General features: G+C 29.8%; 21 protein-coding genes. 8 read left to right on the forward strand and 13 right to left on the reverse strand.

The window, feature by feature from the left end; genetic code table 11:
• Nucleotides 1–2 precede the first annotated feature (2 nt).
• The 3 genes from Q0617_RS05360 to Q0617_RS05370 all read left to right on the forward strand — a co-directional run bounded on the left by Q0617_RS05360 (nt 3) and on the right by Q0617_RS05370 (nt 3360).
• Nucleotides 3–737 carry a phytanoyl-CoA dioxygenase family protein gene (locus Q0617_RS05360; protein ID WP_298751293.1) on the forward strand — a complete coding sequence of 245 codons (735 nt, stop codon included), beginning with the start codon at nt 3–5 and terminating at the stop codon, nt 735–737.
• Complete coding sequence (locus Q0617_RS05365; RefSeq protein WP_298751295.1) at nt 730–2841, forward strand: Tex-like N-terminal domain-containing protein; 2112 nt, start codon at nt 730–732, stop codon at nt 2839–2841. Before Q0617_RS05360 ends, Q0617_RS05365 begins: the two co-directional genes overlap by 8 nt.
• A gap of 84 nt (nt 2842–2925) precedes the next feature.
• Nucleotides 2926–3360, forward strand: coding sequence for a hypothetical protein (locus Q0617_RS05370; RefSeq protein ID WP_298751297.1), 435 nt, complete (start codon nt 2926–2928; stop codon nt 3358–3360).
• A 6-nt stretch (nt 3361–3366) separates the two neighbouring features.
• Here the strand turns inward: Q0617_RS05370 and Q0617_RS05375 are convergent, their stop codons facing one another.
• Complete coding sequence (locus Q0617_RS05375; protein WP_298751299.1) at nt 3367–3741, reverse strand: hotdog domain-containing protein; 375 nt, start codon at nt 3739–3741, stop codon at nt 3367–3369.
• 137 nt (nt 3742–3878) lie between these two features.
• Between Q0617_RS05375 and Q0617_RS05380 the strand changes: the two genes are divergently transcribed.
• A complete protein-coding gene (locus tag Q0617_RS05380; protein ID WP_298751301.1) occupies nt 3879–4991 on the forward strand; it encodes a glycosyltransferase in 1113 nt (370 codons plus the stop codon).
• Between the two features lie 21 nt (nt 4992–5012).
• Here the strand turns inward: Q0617_RS05380 and Q0617_RS05385 are convergent, their stop codons facing one another.
• A complete protein-coding gene (locus Q0617_RS05385) occupies nt 5013–5840 on the reverse strand; it encodes a LysR substrate-binding domain-containing protein (protein ID WP_298751303.1) in 828 nt (275 codons plus the stop codon).
• 90 nt (nt 5841–5930) lie between these two features.
• On the opposite strand from Q0617_RS05385, the gene Q0617_RS05390 reads away from it, so the two are divergent.
• From Q0617_RS05390 to Q0617_RS05400, 3 genes are all read left to right on the forward strand, one after another.
• Nucleotides 5931–7115 carry a YbfB/YjiJ family MFS transporter gene (locus tag Q0617_RS05390; protein WP_298751306.1) on the forward strand — a complete coding sequence of 395 codons (1185 nt, stop codon included), beginning with the start codon at nt 5931–5933 and terminating at the stop codon, nt 7113–7115.
• Nucleotides 7116–7133: 18 nt separating this feature from the next.
• Nucleotides 7134–7349, forward strand: coding sequence for a 4-oxalocrotonate tautomerase family protein (locus Q0617_RS05395; protein ID WP_298751309.1), 216 nt, complete (start codon nt 7134–7136; stop codon nt 7347–7349).
• A 66-nt stretch (nt 7350–7415) separates the two neighbouring features.
• A complete protein-coding gene (locus Q0617_RS05400) occupies nt 7416–7979 on the forward strand; it encodes an HPP family protein (protein WP_298751311.1) in 564 nt (187 codons plus the stop codon).
• Here Q0617_RS05400 and Q0617_RS05405 read toward each other — a convergent pair.
• From Q0617_RS05405 to Q0617_RS05455, 11 genes are all read right to left on the reverse strand, one after another.
• On the reverse strand, nt 7976–8395 hold the full coding sequence (locus tag Q0617_RS05405; protein WP_298751313.1) for a hypothetical protein: 420 nt from the start codon (nt 8393–8395) through the stop codon (nt 7976–7978). The two genes, Q0617_RS05400 and Q0617_RS05405, sit on opposite strands and share 4 nt — an antisense overlap.
• A gap of 271 nt (nt 8396–8666) precedes the next feature.
• Nucleotides 8667–9170: a dihydrofolate reductase gene (locus tag Q0617_RS05410; RefSeq protein WP_298751315.1), complete on the reverse strand. Its 504-nt coding sequence runs from the start codon at nt 9168–9170 to the stop codon at nt 8667–8669.
• Nucleotides 9171–9297: 127 nt separating this feature from the next.
• Nucleotides 9298–10161 (reverse strand): thymidylate synthase, encoded by an 864-nt coding sequence (locus Q0617_RS05415; protein WP_298751317.1) that lies wholly within the window; start codon nt 10159–10161, stop codon nt 9298–9300.
• Nucleotides 10162–10393: 232 nt separating this feature from the next.
• Complete coding sequence (gene recQ / locus Q0617_RS05420) at nt 10394–12502, reverse strand: DNA helicase RecQ (protein WP_298751319.1); 2109 nt, start codon at nt 12500–12502, stop codon at nt 10394–10396.
• A gap of 32 nt (nt 12503–12534) precedes the next feature.
• On the reverse strand, nt 12535–12666 hold the full coding sequence (locus Q0617_RS05425) for a hypothetical protein (protein WP_298751321.1): 132 nt from the start codon (nt 12664–12666) through the stop codon (nt 12535–12537).
• A 165-nt stretch (nt 12667–12831) separates the two neighbouring features.
• Entirely contained in the window at nt 12832–13770 is a 939-nt protein-coding gene (locus tag Q0617_RS05430; protein WP_298751322.1) for a hypothetical protein, read from the reverse strand.
• 690 nt (nt 13771–14460) lie between these two features.
• A complete protein-coding gene (locus tag Q0617_RS05435; RefSeq protein WP_298751324.1) occupies nt 14461–15381 on the reverse strand; it encodes a bile acid:sodium symporter family protein in 921 nt (306 codons plus the stop codon).
• A gap of 70 nt (nt 15382–15451) precedes the next feature.
• The gene (locus Q0617_RS05440; protein WP_298751327.1) at nt 15452–15997 is read right to left on the reverse strand and encodes a cysteine hydrolase family protein; all 546 of its coding nucleotides are present in this window, start codon (nt 15995–15997) and stop codon (nt 15452–15454) included.
• A gap of 11 nt (nt 15998–16008) precedes the next feature.
• Nucleotides 16009–16938 (reverse strand): D-2-hydroxyacid dehydrogenase, encoded by a 930-nt coding sequence (locus Q0617_RS05445; protein ID WP_298751329.1) that lies wholly within the window; start codon nt 16936–16938, stop codon nt 16009–16011.
• 241 nt (nt 16939–17179) lie between these two features.
• Nucleotides 17180–17746 carry a TetR/AcrR family transcriptional regulator gene (locus Q0617_RS05450; RefSeq protein WP_298751331.1) on the reverse strand — a complete coding sequence of 189 codons (567 nt, stop codon included), beginning with the start codon at nt 17744–17746 and terminating at the stop codon, nt 17180–17182.
• Between the two features lies 1 nt (nt 17747).
• Complete coding sequence (locus Q0617_RS05455; RefSeq protein WP_298751333.1) at nt 17748–18725, reverse strand: hypothetical protein; 978 nt, start codon at nt 18723–18725, stop codon at nt 17748–17750.
• A gap of 174 nt (nt 18726–18899) precedes the next feature.
• Here Q0617_RS05455 and prpB point away from each other — a divergent pair, with 174 nt between their 5' ends.
• Nucleotides 18900–19784: a methylisocitrate lyase gene (prpB, locus tag Q0617_RS05460; protein WP_298751335.1), complete on the forward strand. Its 885-nt coding sequence runs from the start codon at nt 18900–18902 to the stop codon at nt 19782–19784.
• Nucleotides 19785–19815 lie beyond the last annotated feature (31 nt).

The raw sequence follows: 19815 nt of genomic DNA on the forward strand, positions 1-19815 counted from the left end.
AAATGAAATTATCACAAGAACAAATTGAACAATTTAATCAAGATGGCTTTTTACTTATCAAAGATTTTGCACCACATGATTTATGTGAAAAAATCTTAGAAAAAGCACAATACCATCTTGATAGAAAAATCACTCCACTAGAAACAGAATCTGAGTACTTAGAAGCTAATGATGAAACAAATACAGTAAGACGGCTAAGACAGGTTTATCAAAGGGAAGATGTATTTAAAGAGTGGATGACTTATGAAGAGACTCTTCCAATGCTAAAACAACTATTTAATGAAGAAGTTGTTTTAACTTTAGCTCATCACAACTCTATCATGACAAAGATGCCAAAAGACTCTTCTAGAACTTCATGGCACCAAGATAGAAGATATTGGCACTTTGAAAACAATGATTTAATCTCTATTTGGCTTAGTCTTGATGATGAGTTTATAGAAAATGGTCTTTTAGAATTTATTCCAGGAAGTCATAAACTAAGTCTTGAAAAAGAGCAATTTGATGAAAAATCTAACTTCTTAGATGAGCACCCTAAAAATGTAGAGATAATCAAAAATAGAGTTCATACAAATCTTAAAAGAGGAGATATAGTTCTGTTTCATTGTAAAACTTTGCACCATGCAGGAAAAAACATAACAGACAAAGCAAAAATCTCTTTTGTATATACAACAAGAGCTAGTAGTAACAAACCTCTAAAAAACACAAGAAGTGATGTAGAAGAAGTACTTCTTGGATAAACTAATAATACTTTTAGAAGAGAAAACCTCTTTTTCTAAAAGCGTTATCAAAAATATTTTACAACTTCTTGATGAGGGTTGTACTATTCCTTTTATTGCAAGATATAGAAAAGAGCAAACCTCAAATGCAAGTGATGAAGAGCTAAGAGTATTTGAAGAGATTTATAACTACTCACTAAAACTCTTAAAAAGAAAAGAAGAGATTTTAAATCTTCTACAAGAGAAAAACTTCTTAGATGAAAAAATCAAAGCAAATATAAATAGTGCCACAACACTTCAAGGCTTAGAAGATATATACACACCCTTTAAAGACAAAAAATCATCAAGAACTACAATTGCTATAGAAAATGGCTTAGAGCCCTTAGCGAACTTCATACAGTGTTTAAAATATAGTAAAAAAGAGTGTGAAGAAAAAGCAAAGAGTTTTTTAAATAAAGAATTTACAAGTGTAAATGATGCACTAAAAGGTGCAAGTGATATCATTGCCCAAAGATATGCAGATGATTTTAAATCAAAAGAAGTAGTTAGAAACAATATTTTAAATCATGGGACACTACAAACAAAGCCCACAAAAACATTTGATAAAAATGGTCTATATAAAAACTTATCAGAAGTAAATGAAAAAATAAAATATATAAAATCATATAGATTTTTAGCTATAAATAGAGCTACAAATGAAAAAGAGCTAACTTTTAAAATAGAAGTTGATGAAGACTTTATTTGTGAAAATATAAAAAAATACAAAATCCCAACATGGGCAAATAGTTCAAGTGAACTCGTATTTGAAGCCTATAAAGATGGACTTAAAAGACTTCTTCTTCCTAGTTTAAAAAGGGAAGCCATAACTATTTTAAAAGAAAAAGCTTCATATGAAGCCATAAATCTTTTTGGTAAAAATCTAAAAGAGTTACTTTTAACTCCTCCACTTGTAAATCAAACTATTTTAGGACTAGACCCTGGATTTAGAACTGGTTGTAAAGTAGCTGTTATAAGTGATGATGGACTTTTTTTAGATAGCGCAGTTATATATCCCACAAAACCAAAAGAGGATTTTGTAAACTCTGCTAAAACATTATTATCTTTAATAAAAAAACATAATGTAAACTCTATAGCCATAGGAAATGGAACAGCTTCAAATGAAACTGCAACCTTTGTATCAAACTTTATAAAAGAGAACTCTTTAGATGTGAAGTTTGCAGTTGTAAGTGAAATAGGTGCAAGTGTTTATTCTGCTTCTAAAATAGCCAATGAAGAGTATCCCCAACTTGATGTTACAATCAGAGGTGCTATTTCAATAGCAAGTAGGCTTCGAGACCCAATGGCAGCCTTAGTTAAAATAGACCCAAAGTCACTTGGTATTGGACAATATCAACACGATGTAAACCAAAAAGACTTAGCTTCAAAACTAGAAAATGTAACAATAGACTTAGTAAATAAAGTAGGAGTTGATATAAACTCTGCTTCATATAAGCTTCTATCTTTTGTCTCAGGTTTTAGTGAAACTATGGCAAAAAACATCATAGCTCACAGAGAAAAAATCAAAAAATTTAAATCAAAAAAAGAACTACTTGATGTAAAAGGAATAGGAGCAAAAGCCTATGAACAAGGGGTGGGATTTTTAAGAATAAAAAATGGAAGCTCTATTTTGGATAACACTGCAATTCATCCAGAAAACTACGCACTTGTAAACACTTTAGAGAAAAAATACAAAGTAGAAGATATAAAAACAAGTGATATAGAGACTATCTCAAAAGAACTAAACACCTCAAAACTTCTTTTAGAAGATATTATAAATGAGTTACAAAAACCAGGCTATGATGTAAGAAGTGAATTTGATGAAATAGAGTTTTCAGATGATATAAAAACAATCGAAGATTTAAAAGAAGGTTTTTTTGTCTCAGGAATAGTACGAAATATCACGGATTTTGGAGCTTTTGTAGATATTGGGCTTAAAAATGATGGCATGATACACATCTCACAAATGAGTGAAAAAAGAGTTTCACACCCAAGTGAAATACTAAGTATAAACCAACAACTTAAAAAGATAAAAATCATATCTATTGATTTAGAGAAAAACAAAGTAGGACTTAGTTTAAAACAGTAAAAATCTCAAACAACTTGACCACAATCAATGATAAATACCTTAATATTGATTACAATTATCAAAAATTAACTCAAGGTATTTATTATGGAATATACATTAGTTCAAATTATTCATCTATTATGCGCAATCATATTCATTGGTTTTATTTTTGCAGATGTTGTTATTTTCCCTGTCATAAAAAATAAATTAGGCGAAGAGACATACACAAATACTATAAATGCAATAGTAAGTCGTGGTCTTAAAATATATCCTCCAATTGTTTTAATCCTAATAGCAAGTGGTGGATATATGTTTACAAAATATATCAATAGCGAGTTAGGGGTATTTAACACTTCTTTACAATGGATACTTTTACTTAAATTACTACTTGTACTTTTAATCGTTCTTGGTGTTATATATACTATGTATTGTAAACTTACAAAAAAAGAATCCGTAGCTTTTATGCAAAGATTTCATCTATATGCACTGATCCTTTCAATTGCAATTGTTATATTGGCTAAATTGATGTTTGTAGTATAAGCACAGCTATTGAGCTGTGCTTTGTTTATAAAGTTTATGTGGAGTTGGTTTTTTATTAAAATCAATTGTCACTAAAACTACCTCTTCAACTTGAACAATTACTTTGTTTGTAGTTTTGTTTCTTAGTTCACATTTTACAGTTATTGAAGTTTTACCAACACGTACTAATTCTACGCCAGTAATAAGAATATCACCAATATTTGCTGCACTATTAAACACAACTTCTGATACTTTTGCAGTTGCGATTCTACTAGTATCAAGCAAATTTGCAGCAAAAACAGTAGCATCCGCGTCAATCCATGAAAGAGCCATTCCTCCACTTAAGATTCCTGCAGAACTTAAGTGTGGGTACATTACCATACGTTGAGTAGTATATTCCAATTCAAAACCTTTTTTCTTATTTTTAACTATTTTTTATAAAATCTTGATTAAACAAAGAGTAAAACCCCTACATATTTCAAAATGCTTTTTAAATGCTATACAAAAAAAGTATACTCCAAAATAAAAAGGAGTTATTCATGCAGAAATTTTTATATATAACTGACCAGAATGAGTATAGCGATAATAGTTTTATTGGCCCTTTATTTGAAAAATATTTAACCAAACATTATGATATAGATATCATCTACTTCTCTAAGTTTAAAGGAACTCTTGAAAAAAAAGATGAAAATAAAATCATCATTCCACTAGCTGATAAACTAAATGTTTTAGAAGTTTTAGAAAGCAATGGCATTAATCTAAAAGACTACGAATATGTAGCAGTTAGAAATGATACAAAAATCTTAAAAGAGGTAATCAAAAGAAAAAATATCTATGGCTTTAAAGTGGCATTTAGATTATCTTTTCCAAAAAGAATTGCCAAACTTCAAATTGATGAAGCAAACAACAAAAAAAGCTATTTTGATATAATATCAAACAAAATCCAACTCCACCAAGAAACCTCTTTAATAAATGAATGTGATATTTTTCTTCCAACAACTAGAAAAATGAGAGACAACTATTTAAAAGATGTAAAAACAAGAACATTTGTTATTCCATCGGCTATTGACCCAGAAGTTTTACATGATAATATTCAACATGAAGGTGAAGAAAAAAGATTTTTTTATGCTGGAACGTTAGATAAACTAAGAGAGTTTGAAACAGTTTTAGATGCTTTTGCTCTTCTTTCAAGTGGAAGCTTTAAGATTATGATTTCTACAAAAGATCCTGAGTATGCACAAGATTTATTGGCTAAATATCCTAACTTAAGAGAAAACATTGAACTATACAATGCAACAACAAAAGAGGAGTTATTAAAGCTTATTGCAAAAGCTGATATTGGTTTATCAATCCTACCTGATATTACCCTATTTAACACTTCTACTCCTGTTAAAATTATGGATTATTATGCCTCTGCAGTTCCTTGTCTAATGTCAAAAAATGACAACAATCAATCAATCTTTGATGATAACAAAACAGCTTGGCTTTGTGATTTTGACAAAGATTCTATTAAAGAAAAACTTGATGAGATAATCAAACTTTCAAAAGATGAAGTAGCACTTGTAGGTGATAATGGACAACATAGGCTTTTAGATATAAGAAATTATAAAAGAATAGCTGATGATTTAGCACACCAACTAAATGTCTTATAAAAATATGCATTTTGCATATTTTTATAACTTCACACTTTTTAAATAAGAGGCAATCTTAGGAATATAATCTTTTCTACATACTAAACAAGTGGGCATATTTGCTATCTCATTTGGCAAATTAGTAATCTTAAGTTCATCTTCATATCTTAGTCTTTTTACAATACTAATTGGCAGTATTGATTTTCCCATTCCAGCTTTTACACAGCCAAGTATAGTTTCATAACTTCCAAACTCTAATTTTTTGTGTTCAATTCCTGTAGTTTCAAACAGATAATTCTGTCCAAATTCATTGTATGCACAGCCCTTTTTAAAGCTCAAAAACACCTCTGGTACAAAGCTATCTTTAGGTTCAACTATAACTAATTTTTCATCAACTTTATTAAGAACTAAAAGTTCATCATGTTTTGGTACTCCACTTATAAAGGCAATATCAACTTGATAATCTAAAAGCATCTTTGTTACATCTTTTGTAGTGTTTGTTATAAGTTCTAACTGCATATTTGAGTAGTCTTTATGGAGTTTTAGTAAAAAATCAACTATTCGTGTAACTGCATTTGATTCAGTTGAAGCAACTATTAGTTGCTCTTGATTTACCATATTTTTCATATCCAAAGTTGCCAATTCAACTTTATTTACTATTTCAAGGGCATGGGGTAATAATCTATCCCCTTCATTTGTCAAAATAACACCTTTAGGTACCCTATGAAAGAGTTTATAACCCAAATCCTTTTCAAGTTGTTTTATTCTTGAGGTTACATTTGATTGAGCAAACTTTAAAGTGTTTGCAGCCTTTGATATACTTTTTTGTTTACTTACTTCCAAGAATATTTTTAAAAGATTAAAATCCATATCACTATTCCTTATATCACTAATCATGATTAGATATTTGACATAATATCATTTATAGTGATATTATGTCAAAAAACAATTGGATTAACTTTGAAAAATATAAACTTACTAGACAAAGATTCAAATGCCTCTATTATATTAGCTGGAATTCTTGCACTTATTATTGGAGTAGGAGTTGCTAGGTTTGTATTTACTTCACTTCTTCCTCCTATGCTTGAAGATTATTTAACTGTTAGTTTTGCAGGTATTTTAGCCTCTGTTAATTATGTGGGATATCTTGCTGGGTCTATTTTTAGTGTGTTTATTAAAGATGTGTATACAAAAGTAAAGTTTTTTAGACTGGGAATGATTCTATCTATTTTGACAACTTTAGTTTTAGGAACTACCCAAAATGAAACCCTATGGCTTATATCAAGAGTAGTTGCAGGGTTTGGTGCAGCTATGGCTTTAATTGTTGGTTCTGCTATTGTAATGAGCAAACTAAAAATTGATAATAAAACAAAAGCCATGGGAATACATTTTTCTGGTATTGGTTTTTCTATTTTAGTTACAGATTTGATTGCAAGAGCAGTTTTTTATTTTGAGGGAACATGGAGCGATGCTTGGATTGTTTTAACTATATTTGCTTTTTTTGTATCTTTTTATCCCATGTATATTTTATCTTTTGGCAAAAAAGTAAATACAAATATAACCAAGCATCACTTTGATATAAAACTATTTACACCCTTTGTGATACTTCTTATCATGGCATATTTTTGTGAAGGTGTTGGGATGGTTGTGCAGTCAACTTTTATACCTGATATTATTAACTCCCTTGAAGGGTTAGAAGGTTATGGAAACCTTACTTGGACACTTGTAGGACTTGCTGGAATCCCTTCTTGTATTATCTGGATGAACTTGGCACATAAATATGGAAGTGTAAATATAATCATCATTGCCATGTCACTTCAAGTAATAGGTATACTTATCTCTGCACTTACAAATAATATGTACCTAAACTTATTATCTGGTATTTTATATGGTGGTACGTTTATAGGTCTTGTAGCACTATTTATGAGTTTGGGAGGAAAACTAGCAGGTGCAAACCCAGTTATTCTTATGGGAGCACTTACTACTTCTTATGGTATTGGTCAAGTTTTAGCACCACTTTATAGTGTTGCCTTAATAGAAAAGTTTGGAAACTATGATTATGCACTTTATCTTACTGCATTTATAGTTTCAAGTGGAGTAGTTTTACTGCTCATTTCAAAAATGTTAAAAATAGTAAAAGATTAAGACAAGAAAGGATTAAACGTGCCATTTATAAATATAAAAATGACCCATGAAGATGGAGGAGCAACAAAAGAACAAAAAGAGAAATTAGCCAAAGGTATAACTGAACTTTTCTCTGATATCTTTGGTAGAGGAGCCTCTAGTGCTGTTGTTCTTATAGAGGAAGTTTCAACTGATAACTATGCAATTGGAGGAAAAACTATTACAAATATAAGAGAAGAGCAAAACTCTAATTGATTTAAATCATACTCTTTATTTATACTTTTTGATACTATAAATTTATCAAAAAAAAGTGATTTATATATGAAAAAGTTTTTTAAACAGTTTAAAAAAGTAAATACAGAACCTATTGAAAGATCAAATATTATTTGGTCTTGGATAGGTTCATTTCTTGGAATATTAGCCATCTCATTTTTTCATATGGATATTTTAAATGACAATGATTTAACCCTTGTCATAGGCTCATTTGGAGCAAGTGCAGTATTAGTTTATGGAGCTGTTAACTCTCCTTTGGCACAACCTAGAAACCTTATAGGTGGACATATTTTATCAGCTCTTGTGGGAGTTGTCTCTTTTAAATTGTTCCATGGCAATATACTATTTTGTTCTGCTTTTGCAGTTGCTACATCTATTTTAATCATGCAATTAACCCTAACCCTTCATCCTCCAGGAGGAGCGACTGCACTTATAGCTGTAATTGGAAGTAATCAAATACATGATTTAGGATTTTTATATGTCTTATATCCTGTAGCTTCAGGGGCGTTTATTCTTTTAATAATTGCAATAGTAGTAAACAATATCCCTTCTCACAGACACTACCCTCAGTCATCTAAGATTTTTAATCCTAAATGGCTAGCAGAAGATTAAACAGAAAACATAATTTGTGATAAAAATATAATAATTATTACTAAAATAAAAGGGAAAATGTGGCTTTTAAAGACTAAAGGCTGTATTGAAAAAAATACTTGTAAAATACCTCGAATACCTAGCCAAAGTCCAAGTACTGCTTTTATACCAAGCAGTATTTGAAAATTACTCAAGCCCTCATCTGCAATATCACCAAAATTTACAAAAAAGAGATAAATTCCAGAAGCAACAGCTACTAGTAAAGCTTTGGGAACTACTTTTCTAACATATTGCATAAAGTATTCTCGCACTTTTGAATGCTCTTTTTCACTTAGGTCTTTTTTTATTTTAGATAAAAATAGATTATCCGTAAATAAAAAACCACCATATATAAATACTGAAAAAATATGTATTAATTTTATTATGAGATATGTCATTTGTTTATTCCTGAAGATTTTTTAGGTTTTATATATAATGAAATCCAATCTTTAAGTATAAGAATTATTGAGATTACTCCTAAAATATGCATTACAATATTTTGAGGAAAATTTAAATAAAAGTAAGAGACTGTAAGATATATCACAATTGGATATTTTACAAAATAAAAAAAGAATATAAAACTACCATAAATTTTATTCAAAACAACTCCAAAGTCTTAATCTAAAAATTTATTATAAAATAGTTCTAGCTTCTTTCCAATGATTCAAATCAATCTTTTTTCACCCAAACTTTAAATTTCCAAGCTGGACTTTTTAGTTCATCATCTTCTACTATTTCATCATAATCTTTCTGTTGTGCTAAATCCCAAGTAGAAAAATCTATTGGCTCTAAAAAGGCATCTGCTACACCTGAAAAATCAACTTCAGTTAGATACATTTTATCAACGTATGGGAAAAGTGTTTTATAGATATTTGCTCCACCTATGATAAAAAGCTCTTCTTCTCCATTTTCTCGTGCAAAATTAAAAGCATCTTGAACCTCATCAAAAGTATGAACACCTTCATGTTCAAATCCACTCTTTGATAAAACAAGCGATGTTCTATTTGGAAGGGGCTTACCTATTGATTCAAAGGTTTTTCTACCCATCAAAAGATGGTGTCCAGAAGTTATATTTTTAAAGTTTTTAAAATCCTCAGAGATATGCCATAACATCTGATTATTTAGACCTATTTCCCAATTATTTCCATATGCTACAATCATTGATACTATCATACTGTATTCCTTTTAATTGGTTCCCAATAAAAAGGAACCATATTTTATATATCTACTTTTTAACAAAGGAAATAAATTCCTTTTAAAAGTAGCAAAATTCTAAAGAAGGCAATGAGTTGCCTTTTGGCTATACAGCCATTACTGCTTTTATTCCTTCGTGACACTCATAATTTTCTAACTCAAAGTCTTCCATTTTGAAATCATTGATATCTTTTACACTTGGATTTATTTTCATTGTTGGTTTATGAAAAGGTTTTCTTGTTAATTGTAAATTTACTTGATCTATATGATTTGAATAGATATGTGCATCTCCAAAAGTATGTACAAAATCCCCAAGTTCTAAGTCACAAACTTGTGCCATCATCATAGTAAGTAGTGCATAAGAAGCTATGTTGAAAGGAACTCCCAAAAATACATCTGCACTTCTTTGATATAGTTGACAAGATAGTTTTCCATTTGCCACATAAAACTGAAAAAAAGTATGACAAGGAGGCAGTGCCATTTTTTCTATTTCACCCACATTCCAAGCTGATAAAATCAGTCTTCTTGAATCAGGATTAGTTTTGATTTGATTTATCAAATCAGATAATTGATCAATAGCTTTTCCATCATGACCAATCCAAGAACGCCATTGAGCTCCATATACAGGTCCTAACTCTTTTACGGTATCTGTATTTGTATATCCTAAGGCTTTTCCTTGGGCATCTGCATTTGCAGTCCATACAGTTTTTTTACCCACTAAATTAGCAGCTACATCACCAAAATTAATCTCAGCCAATCTTCGCTCATCTGTGCTACCCTCGATAAACCATAAAAGCTCAGAAATGATAGCTTTAAGATGTGTTTTTTTAGTAGTTACAAGAGGAAAACCTTCACTCAAATCAAATCTCATTTGATATCCAAAAACAGATGTAGTTCCTGTTCCTGTTCTATCCTCTTTTTTAACACCATTGTCTAAAATATGTTGTAATAAATCTAGATATTGTTTCAATGATATTCCTTATATTTTTTTAATATTGTATTCTAGCAGATTCATATTTAATCATTAGAATTTTTATTCTAAACTCAAGGGAACGAAACTTGTATTAGCTATATTAACAAACATCTAAAAGGATTTAAAATGTTCGCTTACCTCAGAAAGTTTTTATCAAAAGCCTTTGTTCCAAAATCTAGAAGTATTTACTCTTTTCATAGATACGATTCTACTTTTTAATCAAGAGTAATTAATTACTCTGTTTTTTCATATACTCATACAAGTACAAGTATTGTCTTAGCTCTTTTAGCGTTTCATACTTTAGTCCTTGTTCAATCCATTGTTTAATCTCATCTGGGATTTCAAGTGGCTTTAGAAGTGCTTCTTTTTTCTCTTGTGATATTTTTTCATGCTCACTTAAAACAGAAATATGAGATAAAACAGAGCTCAAACCCAAATCTCGTATTTGTGCTATCTCTTCAACTGTCTTATTCTCTTGGATTAAATCAAAAGTCTCCAAATAAGTTTTTGTGAGTTTTTTTAGTGGTACTTTTTCTTCTAACTTTTCACTAAACTCTTCTTTGATACTTTTACATAAAGTTAAAAAGGCTTCTCCATATTTTTCATATTTTACAAGACCTACGCCATTTATATCTAGCATCTCTTCTTTTGTAAGGGGAAGTTTTGAAGCTAACTCTTTTAAAGTCTTATCACCAAATATCACATAAGCTGGTACTTCATGTTCCAAAGCTATCTCTCTTCGCAAGGTTCTAAACTTCTCATACAACTCTTCATCAAAACTAAGCTCAGTCACTTCCTCTTCAATCTTTTGAGCAATACCTAGCTTATCACTATCTATTAAAAGTTTTTCTTCACCTTTTAATATTTGCATTCCTAGATTTGTTATTTTTAAAGCTCTAAACTCACCTAAATCTAGAGCTTTTAGGTCTATTAGTTTATCAGAAATTGCTATCCATTCATTTTTGCTTTTATCTGCTCCCAAGCCATAAACATTGAGCTTGTCATGTCCAAACTCTAGTAGCTTTTGATTTTTTGAGCCCCTTAATATATCGATAATATGATTTACTCCAAATCTCTGTCCACTTCTATAAATAGCACTTAAAAACTTTTGGGCATCTACACTTACATCTACAAGTTCTACTTCACCCTTTGTACAATTATCACACAAGGTTTTACAATCATCTATCTCATCTTCAAAATAGTTTGCGATGATTTTATGCCGACAATTATTAGAGACACAGTATCGATACATAGCTTCAAGTTTATCAAGACCAGTTTGCTTATATCCAGTATCTATAGCATCTTCTATTTGTATTTTTCTTTTTACCTCATCAGATTTTGAGTAAAGTAAGTACACATAAGACATATCACCATCACGCCCAGCACGACCAATCTCTTGATAATAGTTTTCAAGTGTTTTAGGCAAGCTTGTATGTATGACAAAACGAATATTTGACTTATCAATTCCCATACCAAAAGCAATAGTAGCTACAACTATATCAATCTTCTCATAAACAAAAGCATCATAAACTTCATCTTTAACAGCAGGCGATAATCCCGCATGATAAGCTTTTGAGGCATAGCCATTTTCACACAAAAACTGAGCTGTACCTTCTGCTTCTTTTCGAGTAAAGGTATAGATGATTCCACATAAGCCTTTATGTGATTTTAGGAAACTTAATATCTGTTTCTTACCATTTGATATTCGTGGTTCTACTTTTATATCAAGATTATCCCTATGTGTTTTAGCACGAAAATGCCTAGCATTTTGCAAGTTTAAATTTGAAGCAATATCTGCTTCTACTTTTTTAGTAGCAGTTGCAGTAAATGCAGCAATAGGAGTACTAGGAAATAGTCTTTTAAGTTTATCAAGGTTCCTATACTCAGCTCTAAATTCATGTCCCCAAGCAGATACACAGTGTGCTTCATCTATTACAAAATAGTTTATATCAATTCGCTGTAACACTCCAACAAACTCATTAGAAGTAAATCTCTCAGGTGCCACATAAATAAACTTCAACTCACCTTTCAAAAGCTTCTGCATAGTAAAACCATTCTCTTCACCACTTTGAGAAGAACTTATCATTTCAGCTTTTATATCTAAGTCATTGAGTGCTTTTATTTGGTCTTGCATAAGGGCGATTAGTGGAGAGATTACGACTGTTATTCCATTCATAAGGAGGGTTGGGAGTTGATAACAAAGTGATTTACCACCACCAGTTGGTAAGATGGTCAATACATCTTGTTTATTGATAATGCTATCTACAACTTCTTCTTGGAAGCTTCTAAAGTGTTCATGTCCGAAAATATCTTTTAGTATTTTGTGTTTATTATTCATTTTAGGATGGTAGCATAGTTTGAGTTAAGGGTTTATGTAAATAAACTTAATAACATCTCAGTTAATTTTATTTTTAAATAAGAATAGACAATTCTTTTTAAACCTTTTATTGAAACATTTAAACATATTTTTATATCCAACTTTTGTATTTTTTCTCTTTCCATTTTAATTCCTTATTAATTTTAAATTAATAATTAGCTAATTATCAGGAAACATATACTTACGAATAAGTTTCCTTGTTTGTACAAATGGTATTATAGATTATATTTTTTGTTAAAAAAAGACATTTATAAACTAGCTATAAATAAAAGGTATTGTGAAAAAGTAAATCAATAACGGTAGTTATTAAATAAATTTGTTTTTACTCCATGTAAAAAACATCTATATTGTTCTTCGTCAATTAATTCTTTTGCTTGTTTATAATATGCATCAAAAGAATAAAACTCTTCAGTAGAAATTTTTTTTGTTTCCTTCCAATACTTTGTAATTTCATCAGTAATATATTTTTCAGATAGTCCTACAACTTTACAATCATAAATAAATAGTAAATCAACCATCTTCCCCTCTAAAGTTTTTGGGCTTTTATGTTTAAAAATTTCGCATTCTTCTATACTACACATAAATGCTGTTATATTCTCATCTAATTCCTCAAATGGTGATTTAATATAAGAAGGATCGCTATCAAATTTATCTTTAATAGCTTTTATTGTTTCCTCTATATCGCCTAAAGGCTTTGTAAAATCTATTTCTACTAATACTTTTTTTGATATTTCACCTTGTTTAATATAAGGTTGTACTAAATTGTATTTACGAGGTTGAATTATAGTTTTAATATCAAAAGTGTGGTCTTCAGTAGAATGATATATTATTTCTTCTAATTCGTCTTTTGTTAATTTTTCTTTCAGGCTTTCAAAACGCATAAATCCAATAGTAAACTCACAATCATTTACTATTTCATTATATCTTTCTTCTTCAAGGGATTCCCATACTGTTGATAAAGGAACTAATGATATAGGGGGAAAATCATCATCAAGTAAATGTGATACCCAAGCAAGATATTTTCGTTTATTAATTTTCTCTAAATATTCAGAATCTTTTTCAACCCTTCTAATTTCACATGCTAAACAAAAAATATATGGTTTTTCATATTTACTTAATTTGCTAAGTTCATTTTCAAAGGAAATATATATTTCACTATCTCTATTAACTAAACCTGTAGAGATAATTTCTTGTAGTTTTAATTGTTGCTTTTTTGATGGTCTTGCCATTTTAACCTCTTAATTAAAATTTTAATTTATTATTTATTCTAACAAAACTTTTTGATAATTTTACAATTTATTTTATTTTCGATTTTTATAATATCATAAACACCTAAAGGTCTTCGCTTTATCTTACTTTGTGTGGACAAAGTAAGCAAAACCACCAACGGTTTCAAAGCCCTTGGGGTTCCCTCACTTATTATTTTTATCTTTTCTGCTTGGCAAAACTCGTTTATTAAAACTTGCATTTAGCAACTTTTAAACACTCAAACAGTTGCCAATCTTGTTTAGAAAAGAGAAAAATAAACATTCGGCTTTTGCAAATGTTGGAATCAAAGGTGGGATAAGGACATTTACATTTTTGATTTGTTTAGATTCCTAACTTTTACTTACTCTAATTAATTGTCTGATAATACAGAGGAAATAGCAACCGTAGGAATTTCTTTCTGCCTTTGATGAAGCTAAAATTTTAGGCTTTTTTTTCGGGGAACAGTGAGGACTGTTTGAGTAAATAATGACCTAAATGGTCATTATTTAGGAGTTCCGCAACGCAGAAAAAAAAGACTGAAATTTTAGGAAGCTTCGCCTTCATCAACTCGGCAGTCTTTTTTGCTTACTTTTTCGAGACCAAAAAGTAAGAAAGCGGAGAGGTTTACCTCTTCAAGAGAGTATTATAAAAAAATAATACCTTTAAACATACTAATTGATTTTCCCCTCTTCTTCTTTCGCCCAAATACCAGCAAGAATAGAACCTGAAATATTATGCCAAATACTAAATATAGCTCCAGGAAGTGCACTTAAGGCACTAAAGTATTTCATAGCTAAAACAACAGCTAAGCCGGAGTTTTGCATCCCTACTTCTATGGCAACTGTTTTACATACAGTTTTATCATATCCAAACATTTTGGCAAAATAATAACCACTAAGTAGTCCTAAGAGATTATGACAAGCTATTGCTAGCATCAATGATAATGCGATAGTAGAAATTCTACTTTCATTAAGCCCTATAATAATACCTATTATAAATACAATAGAAATAATAGACAATAAAGCAAAAATATCATGTCTTTTTTCGATATATTTATTAAAAAAATGATTTATTATAAGTCCTACAACAACAGGTATAAATACTATTTTTAAAATACTAAACAACATACTTAAAGCAGGAACTGGTACAGTTTGACCCACATAAAGAAGTGTTAGGTATGGAGTTATAATTATTGATAAAAGAGTTGATACAATAGTCATAGTAATAGAAAGTGCCACATCAGCTTTTGCTAAAAATGCTATTACATTTGAAGCTGTTCCACCTGAAACTGCCCCTACTAAAACCATACCCACAAGTAATTCATCTGATAAATTAAACAACTTAGATACTAAAAAAGCAAATAAAGGCATAAATAAAAACTGTAATATCACTGTCAAAGCTATGATTTTGGGTCTTTTAAAAACTCTTTTAAAATCATCAAGTTTTAGTGTTATTCCCATACAAAACATAATAAGAATCAAAAGAGGAATAATCCAAGACTTAAAACCAATTACCAAATTCGGTTGTAGATAGGCAAGAAGAGAAAATAGTATTGCCCATAAAGGAAATAAAATAGAAATCTTTTTTATCATAATCTATCCTATATTTTTTCTTTATTCTACAAAAATAGATTTAAAGTTACTTATTTATTTCTACTAAATCTTAACTCTTTACGATTTCCTCTGCACATACAAGCTTAGCAAATACACTTCCAATTGCAGCCATAAAAGAGTTATGTACTTCACTAGCTTTTAGCTCTTTACCTTCAAATTCCAAATCTTTAGTTGTACAAGCATCATGTACAAGAGTGCAATCATAACCCAAATCAAAAGCTGCTCTTGTAGTGGAGTCTACACACATATGACTCATCATGCCACAAATTACTAGCTCTTTTATATTTTGTTTTTCTAGTTCTGCTTCTAGATTTGTTTGTAAAAAACTATTTGGGAAGTTTTTTTCTATGATAATTTCATCTTCAAGGGGTTTTACATTTTCATGTATTTGTACACCTTTAGTATTTGCTAAGAAAAAACTTGCACCTTCTCTTATATTTATATGTTGTACATGAAATACTGGTATTTTGTTTTTTCTAAAGTATTCTAAAAGTTCTTTTGCTCTTAGGCTTGCTTTTATAGGGTTTACCAACTCACTAGCTCCACCTTCAAAATAATCATTTTGGATATCTATTATAATCAATGCTTTACTCATTATTTTTCCTTTTATTTATCTAAAAAATCTTTTATATTCTGTGCTACTTTTTTCATAAGTCTATTTCTAGCTTCACTTGATCCCCAACCTATATGTGGAGTTAAAAGTAACCTATCTTTGTTTTTTACTTTTAGTAGTGCATTTGTGCTCTCAACTGGCTCTTTTGCAAACACATCAATCCCGCAATAAATCTCTTTTTCATCTATAATTTTGGCTAAATCATCTTCATTTATAATTCCACCACGTCCTAGATTTAATAAAATAGCACCCTCTTTTATCTTTTTCATATTCTCATATTTTAATAGATTTCTTGTATTGTCATTTAAAGGAGAGTGTATAGAGATAATATCTGATGTTTCTAACAACTCATCAAGCTCAACTCTTTTGTAAGTTGAGTTATTATTTTTCCCACTTGTAGAGTAATAGACTACTTCACAATCAAAAGCCTCCGCTTTTTTTGCTAAGTTTGCGCCAATATCTCCTAAACCAATAACCCCTACTCTTTTATTATCTAGTTCAAAAAAGATTTCATGCAAATTTGTAAAAGCTGGTGCTTTTTCCCATTTTCCAGCTTCTATAAAGGTTTTATAATAGTTTAGCTTTTGAACAAAATAAAATATCATCGCAAAGGCAACTTGAACCACACTAGAAGTAGAATAATCAGCCACATTTTTTACTTCAATATTGTTGCTTTTTGCATACTCTAAATCAACATTATCAGTTCCTGTTGCAGTTATACATATAAGTTTTATAGCTGAATCATCTATTTGCTCTTTTCGTAAAACTACTTTATTGGTAATTACTATATCTGCATCTTTTACTCTTTGTTTTGTCTCATTTGCATTTGTTTTATCATAAGATACTAGCTCTCCAAACTCTTTAAAAATATCTATGTTTATATCTGCACCTAATGTTGCTCTATCTAATATCACTATTTTCATCTAGTACCTTTCTTTTTATTAATTAGTCTTATTACATTATTATAGTAATAATTCCTATAATTTCTTTTAAACATTTTGAACAAAGCTCATAACAATCAATGCAACAAACGATGAACATAATATAATTACTCCAATAACTTGTGACATTTGCTATCCTTTCTATCTTAAATTTTACTCTTGACTATATGGTCAAGTAAAAGTATAGCAAAGTCTTGACTGATTAGTCAAGACTTTTTTAGATTTATTTTTTTAGGGAGTTTAAAAAGAGTTCAAGCTGAGAGATACAAGTTTGAAAATAGCTTCCATCTTGTGATTTTTTTGCTGTACCTAAACACCCTTCAATAGAGGCTACTATGTACATAGAGAGTGCTTTTGTATCATCGTGTTTGATTTCATTTTTCAAAACTGCTTTATCTAAAATCTGTTCAATAATATTTTCAAATCTTGTATAAACTACTTCTAAAGCTTGTTTAAAGTCCTTGTCTATTGGAGATAACTCTTGCATAAGATTGTTAAGTTTACAGCCACAAGTAAAATCAAAGCTATTTCTATTTTTAATTAGTTTTATTAATTCATCACAAATATTTTTTTCGTGTTTTAACAAAATACTATATTTATCTACAATATAAGAGTTTACTCTTTCATTAACTACTGCTAGTCCCAACTCTTTTTTTGATTTAAAGAAGTGATACATACTCCCTTTATTCATGTTGGCTTTTTTTAAAATCTTATCAACTGAAGTTGCGCTATAACCATTTTGATAAATCTCTTCAAAGGCTACATCTAAAAGTTTTTCTCTACTACTCATCTTAGTTTCTTCTTTGTCCTAATTTTGGTTCACTTACCTCTTTTTGTAAGTCCACACTTAAGTTATTATAAAATAGTTCACCATAATCTGTCATTCTATTTATTGTTTCATATGCTTGTTTTATATCATTACCATACTTCAATGCATCTTGAAGAATTTTTATAATTTTTACAGACTCCAAAAAGTTAACATGACTTGGAGCTTCAATAGGTGAAGAGTAATACTTATGCATTCGCTCAACTAAATTCTTATTTCTTATTTCTATAAAAACTGATTCAATAGGTGATTTAAAAAATAGTACCTTTTGTTTTACATTGATTGAGATATAGGTTGTCTCCATCCCATATATTTTTCTTGAAAAGGAGTCAAATAAAAAAAGCTTTTTATTATAGTTGTTGTTAAACAACTCATAAATAAGCTCCAATATTTTTATCTTTTCCTCTTTTGTATAAAAGTTCCCAATACTAGCAAAACAAAATGAGAGTATAGATTTAATGGAGTACCACTCTGTAGTATCATAATCATATCTAAGCATTTGGGTAATTCTACTTTGTTTTAACTCTTCTATATCAGAACTTGTCAGTGTTCTATATATTCTTTTTACTGCTGTATCCCTATACATTGGACCTGGAAATTGTGCTTGTATTACAAATCTTCTATTTGCTTCCATCTCCATAATGTACTTTAATCTTCCATAATAATCTTCATCTATGATTCTTACTTCTTTTTGGGGAATTTGAGTTATTGATTTTATAAACTCTTCGTCATTGCAAGCCTCTTCCCAAATATAATCTGGATATCTAAAGAGTGCACAAATTTTATCTTTGACATTTATTGAAGGTTCAACATCAGTTATTCTATCTACCCATGAAGTTACTGTTCTTCTATCTTTTTGGATTAATGAGGCAAATTTTGATATACTTAAATTTGATCTTTTATATATTTCTATTATTTTATCTATGCTTGTTTTATAAGACATCTCTCTTCCTATTCATTTTCTAAGTTCAAATTGTACCATTATTATACATAAAAACAAATATTGTACATAAATCTAAATAAAGTCTAAAAATTGTATTTTTCAATTCAACTATTATACAATACATAATCAACACTATAATGTATACTATCTTTACTAAAAATTTAAAGGATATACATGAGCGCAGGAAAAAAATTTAGAGAAGCACTTAAGGAAGAGACTCCTTTACAAATTGTAGGAACAATTAATGCTTACCAAGCATTACAAGCTACAAAAGTAGGATATAAAGCTATTTACCTTTCAGGTGGTGGTATTGCAAACGCATCTTATGGTTTACCAGATTTAGGTATGACTATGATTGAAGATGTTTGTATTGATATTAGAAGAGTTACTTCTATTTGTGATACTCCATTAATCGTAGATGCTGATACTGGTTGGGGACATGCATTTAACGTAGCTAGAACTGTTAAAGAATTTATCAGATCTGGTGCTGCTGGATTACATATTGAAGATCAAGTTGCTGCAAAAAGATGTGGACACAGACCAAACAAAGAGTTAGTTACAACTGAAGAGATGTGTGACAGAATTAGAGCTGCTGTTGATGCTAAAATGCAATTAGACCCAGACTTCTATATCATTGCAAGAACTGATGCACATGCGTCTGAAGGTCAAGAATCTGCAGTTGCTAGAGCAAAAGCTTATGTTGAAGCTGGAGCAGATGCAATTTTCGCAGAAGCTGTTCATACATTAAAAGAATACAAAGAGTTTTGTGATCAAATGTCTGTACCTGTATTAGCAAACATTACTGAGTTTGGGGCAACTCCAATGTTTACTACTGAAGAACTAGGAAGTGTAGGTATTGAAATGGTACTTTATCCATTATCTGCATTTAGAGCAATGAACAAAGCTGCTTTACATGTATACCAAGAATTAAGAGATAAAGGTACTCAAGAAAGTACACTAGATACTATGCAAACAAGAATGGAACTTTACGATATGTTAGGTTACCACGATTATGAGCAAAAAATGGATGCATTATTTTCAAAAGGTAAAGCTAAATAATTTTAGCTTTACAAAAAACATAAATATTTAT

The organism is uncultured Arcobacter sp., from assembly GCF_937982575.1.
Lineage (GTDB): Bacteria > Campylobacterota > Campylobacteria > Campylobacterales > Arcobacteraceae > Arcobacter.

Coding starts and splice junctions, on each gene's coding strand:
- Q0617_RS05360 (WP_298751293.1), top strand. CDS start 3: ATGAAATTATCACAAGAACAAATTGAACAATTTAATCAAGATGGCTTT.
- Q0617_RS05370 (WP_298751297.1), top strand. CDS start 2,926: ATGGAATATACATTAGTTCAAATTATTCATCTATTATGCGCAATCATA.
- Q0617_RS05380 (WP_298751301.1), top strand. CDS start 3,879: ATGCAGAAATTTTTATATATAACTGACCAGAATGAGTATAGCGATAAT.
- Q0617_RS05385 (WP_298751303.1), bottom strand. CDS start 5,840: ATGGATTTTAATCTTTTAAAAATATTCTTGGAAGTAAGTAAACAAAAA.
- Q0617_RS05400 (WP_298751311.1), top strand. CDS start 7,416: ATGAAAAAGTTTTTTAAACAGTTTAAAAAAGTAAATACAGAACCTATT.
- Q0617_RS05405 (WP_298751313.1), bottom strand. CDS start 8,395: ATGACATATCTCATAATAAAATTAATACATATTTTTTCAGTATTTATA.
- Q0617_RS05410 (WP_298751315.1), bottom strand. CDS start 9,170: ATGATAGTATCAATGATTGTAGCATATGGAAATAATTGGGAAATAGGT.
- recQ (WP_298751319.1), bottom strand. CDS start 12,502: ATGAATAATAAACACAAAATACTAAAAGATATTTTCGGACATGAACAC.
- Q0617_RS05425 (WP_298751321.1), bottom strand. CDS start 12,666: ATGGAAAGAGAAAAAATACAAAAGTTGGATATAAAAATATGTTTAAAT.
- Q0617_RS05430 (WP_298751322.1), bottom strand. CDS start 13,770: ATGGCAAGACCATCAAAAAAGCAACAATTAAAACTACAAGAAATTATC.
- Q0617_RS05435 (WP_298751324.1), bottom strand. CDS start 15,381: ATGATAAAAAAGATTTCTATTTTATTTCCTTTATGGGCAATACTATTT.
- Q0617_RS05440 (WP_298751327.1), bottom strand. CDS start 15,997: ATGAGTAAAGCATTGATTATAATAGATATCCAAAATGATTATTTTGAA.
- Q0617_RS05445 (WP_298751329.1), bottom strand. CDS start 16,938: ATGAAAATAGTGATATTAGATAGAGCAACATTAGGTGCAGATATAAAC.
- Q0617_RS05450 (WP_298751331.1), bottom strand. CDS start 17,746: ATGAGTAGTAGAGAAAAACTTTTAGATGTAGCCTTTGAAGAGATTTAT.
- Q0617_RS05455 (WP_298751333.1), bottom strand. CDS start 18,725: ATGTCTTATAAAACAAGCATAGATAAAATAATAGAAATATATAAAAGA.
- prpB (WP_298751335.1), top strand. CDS start 18,900: ATGAGCGCAGGAAAAAAATTTAGAGAAGCACTTAAGGAAGAGACTCCT.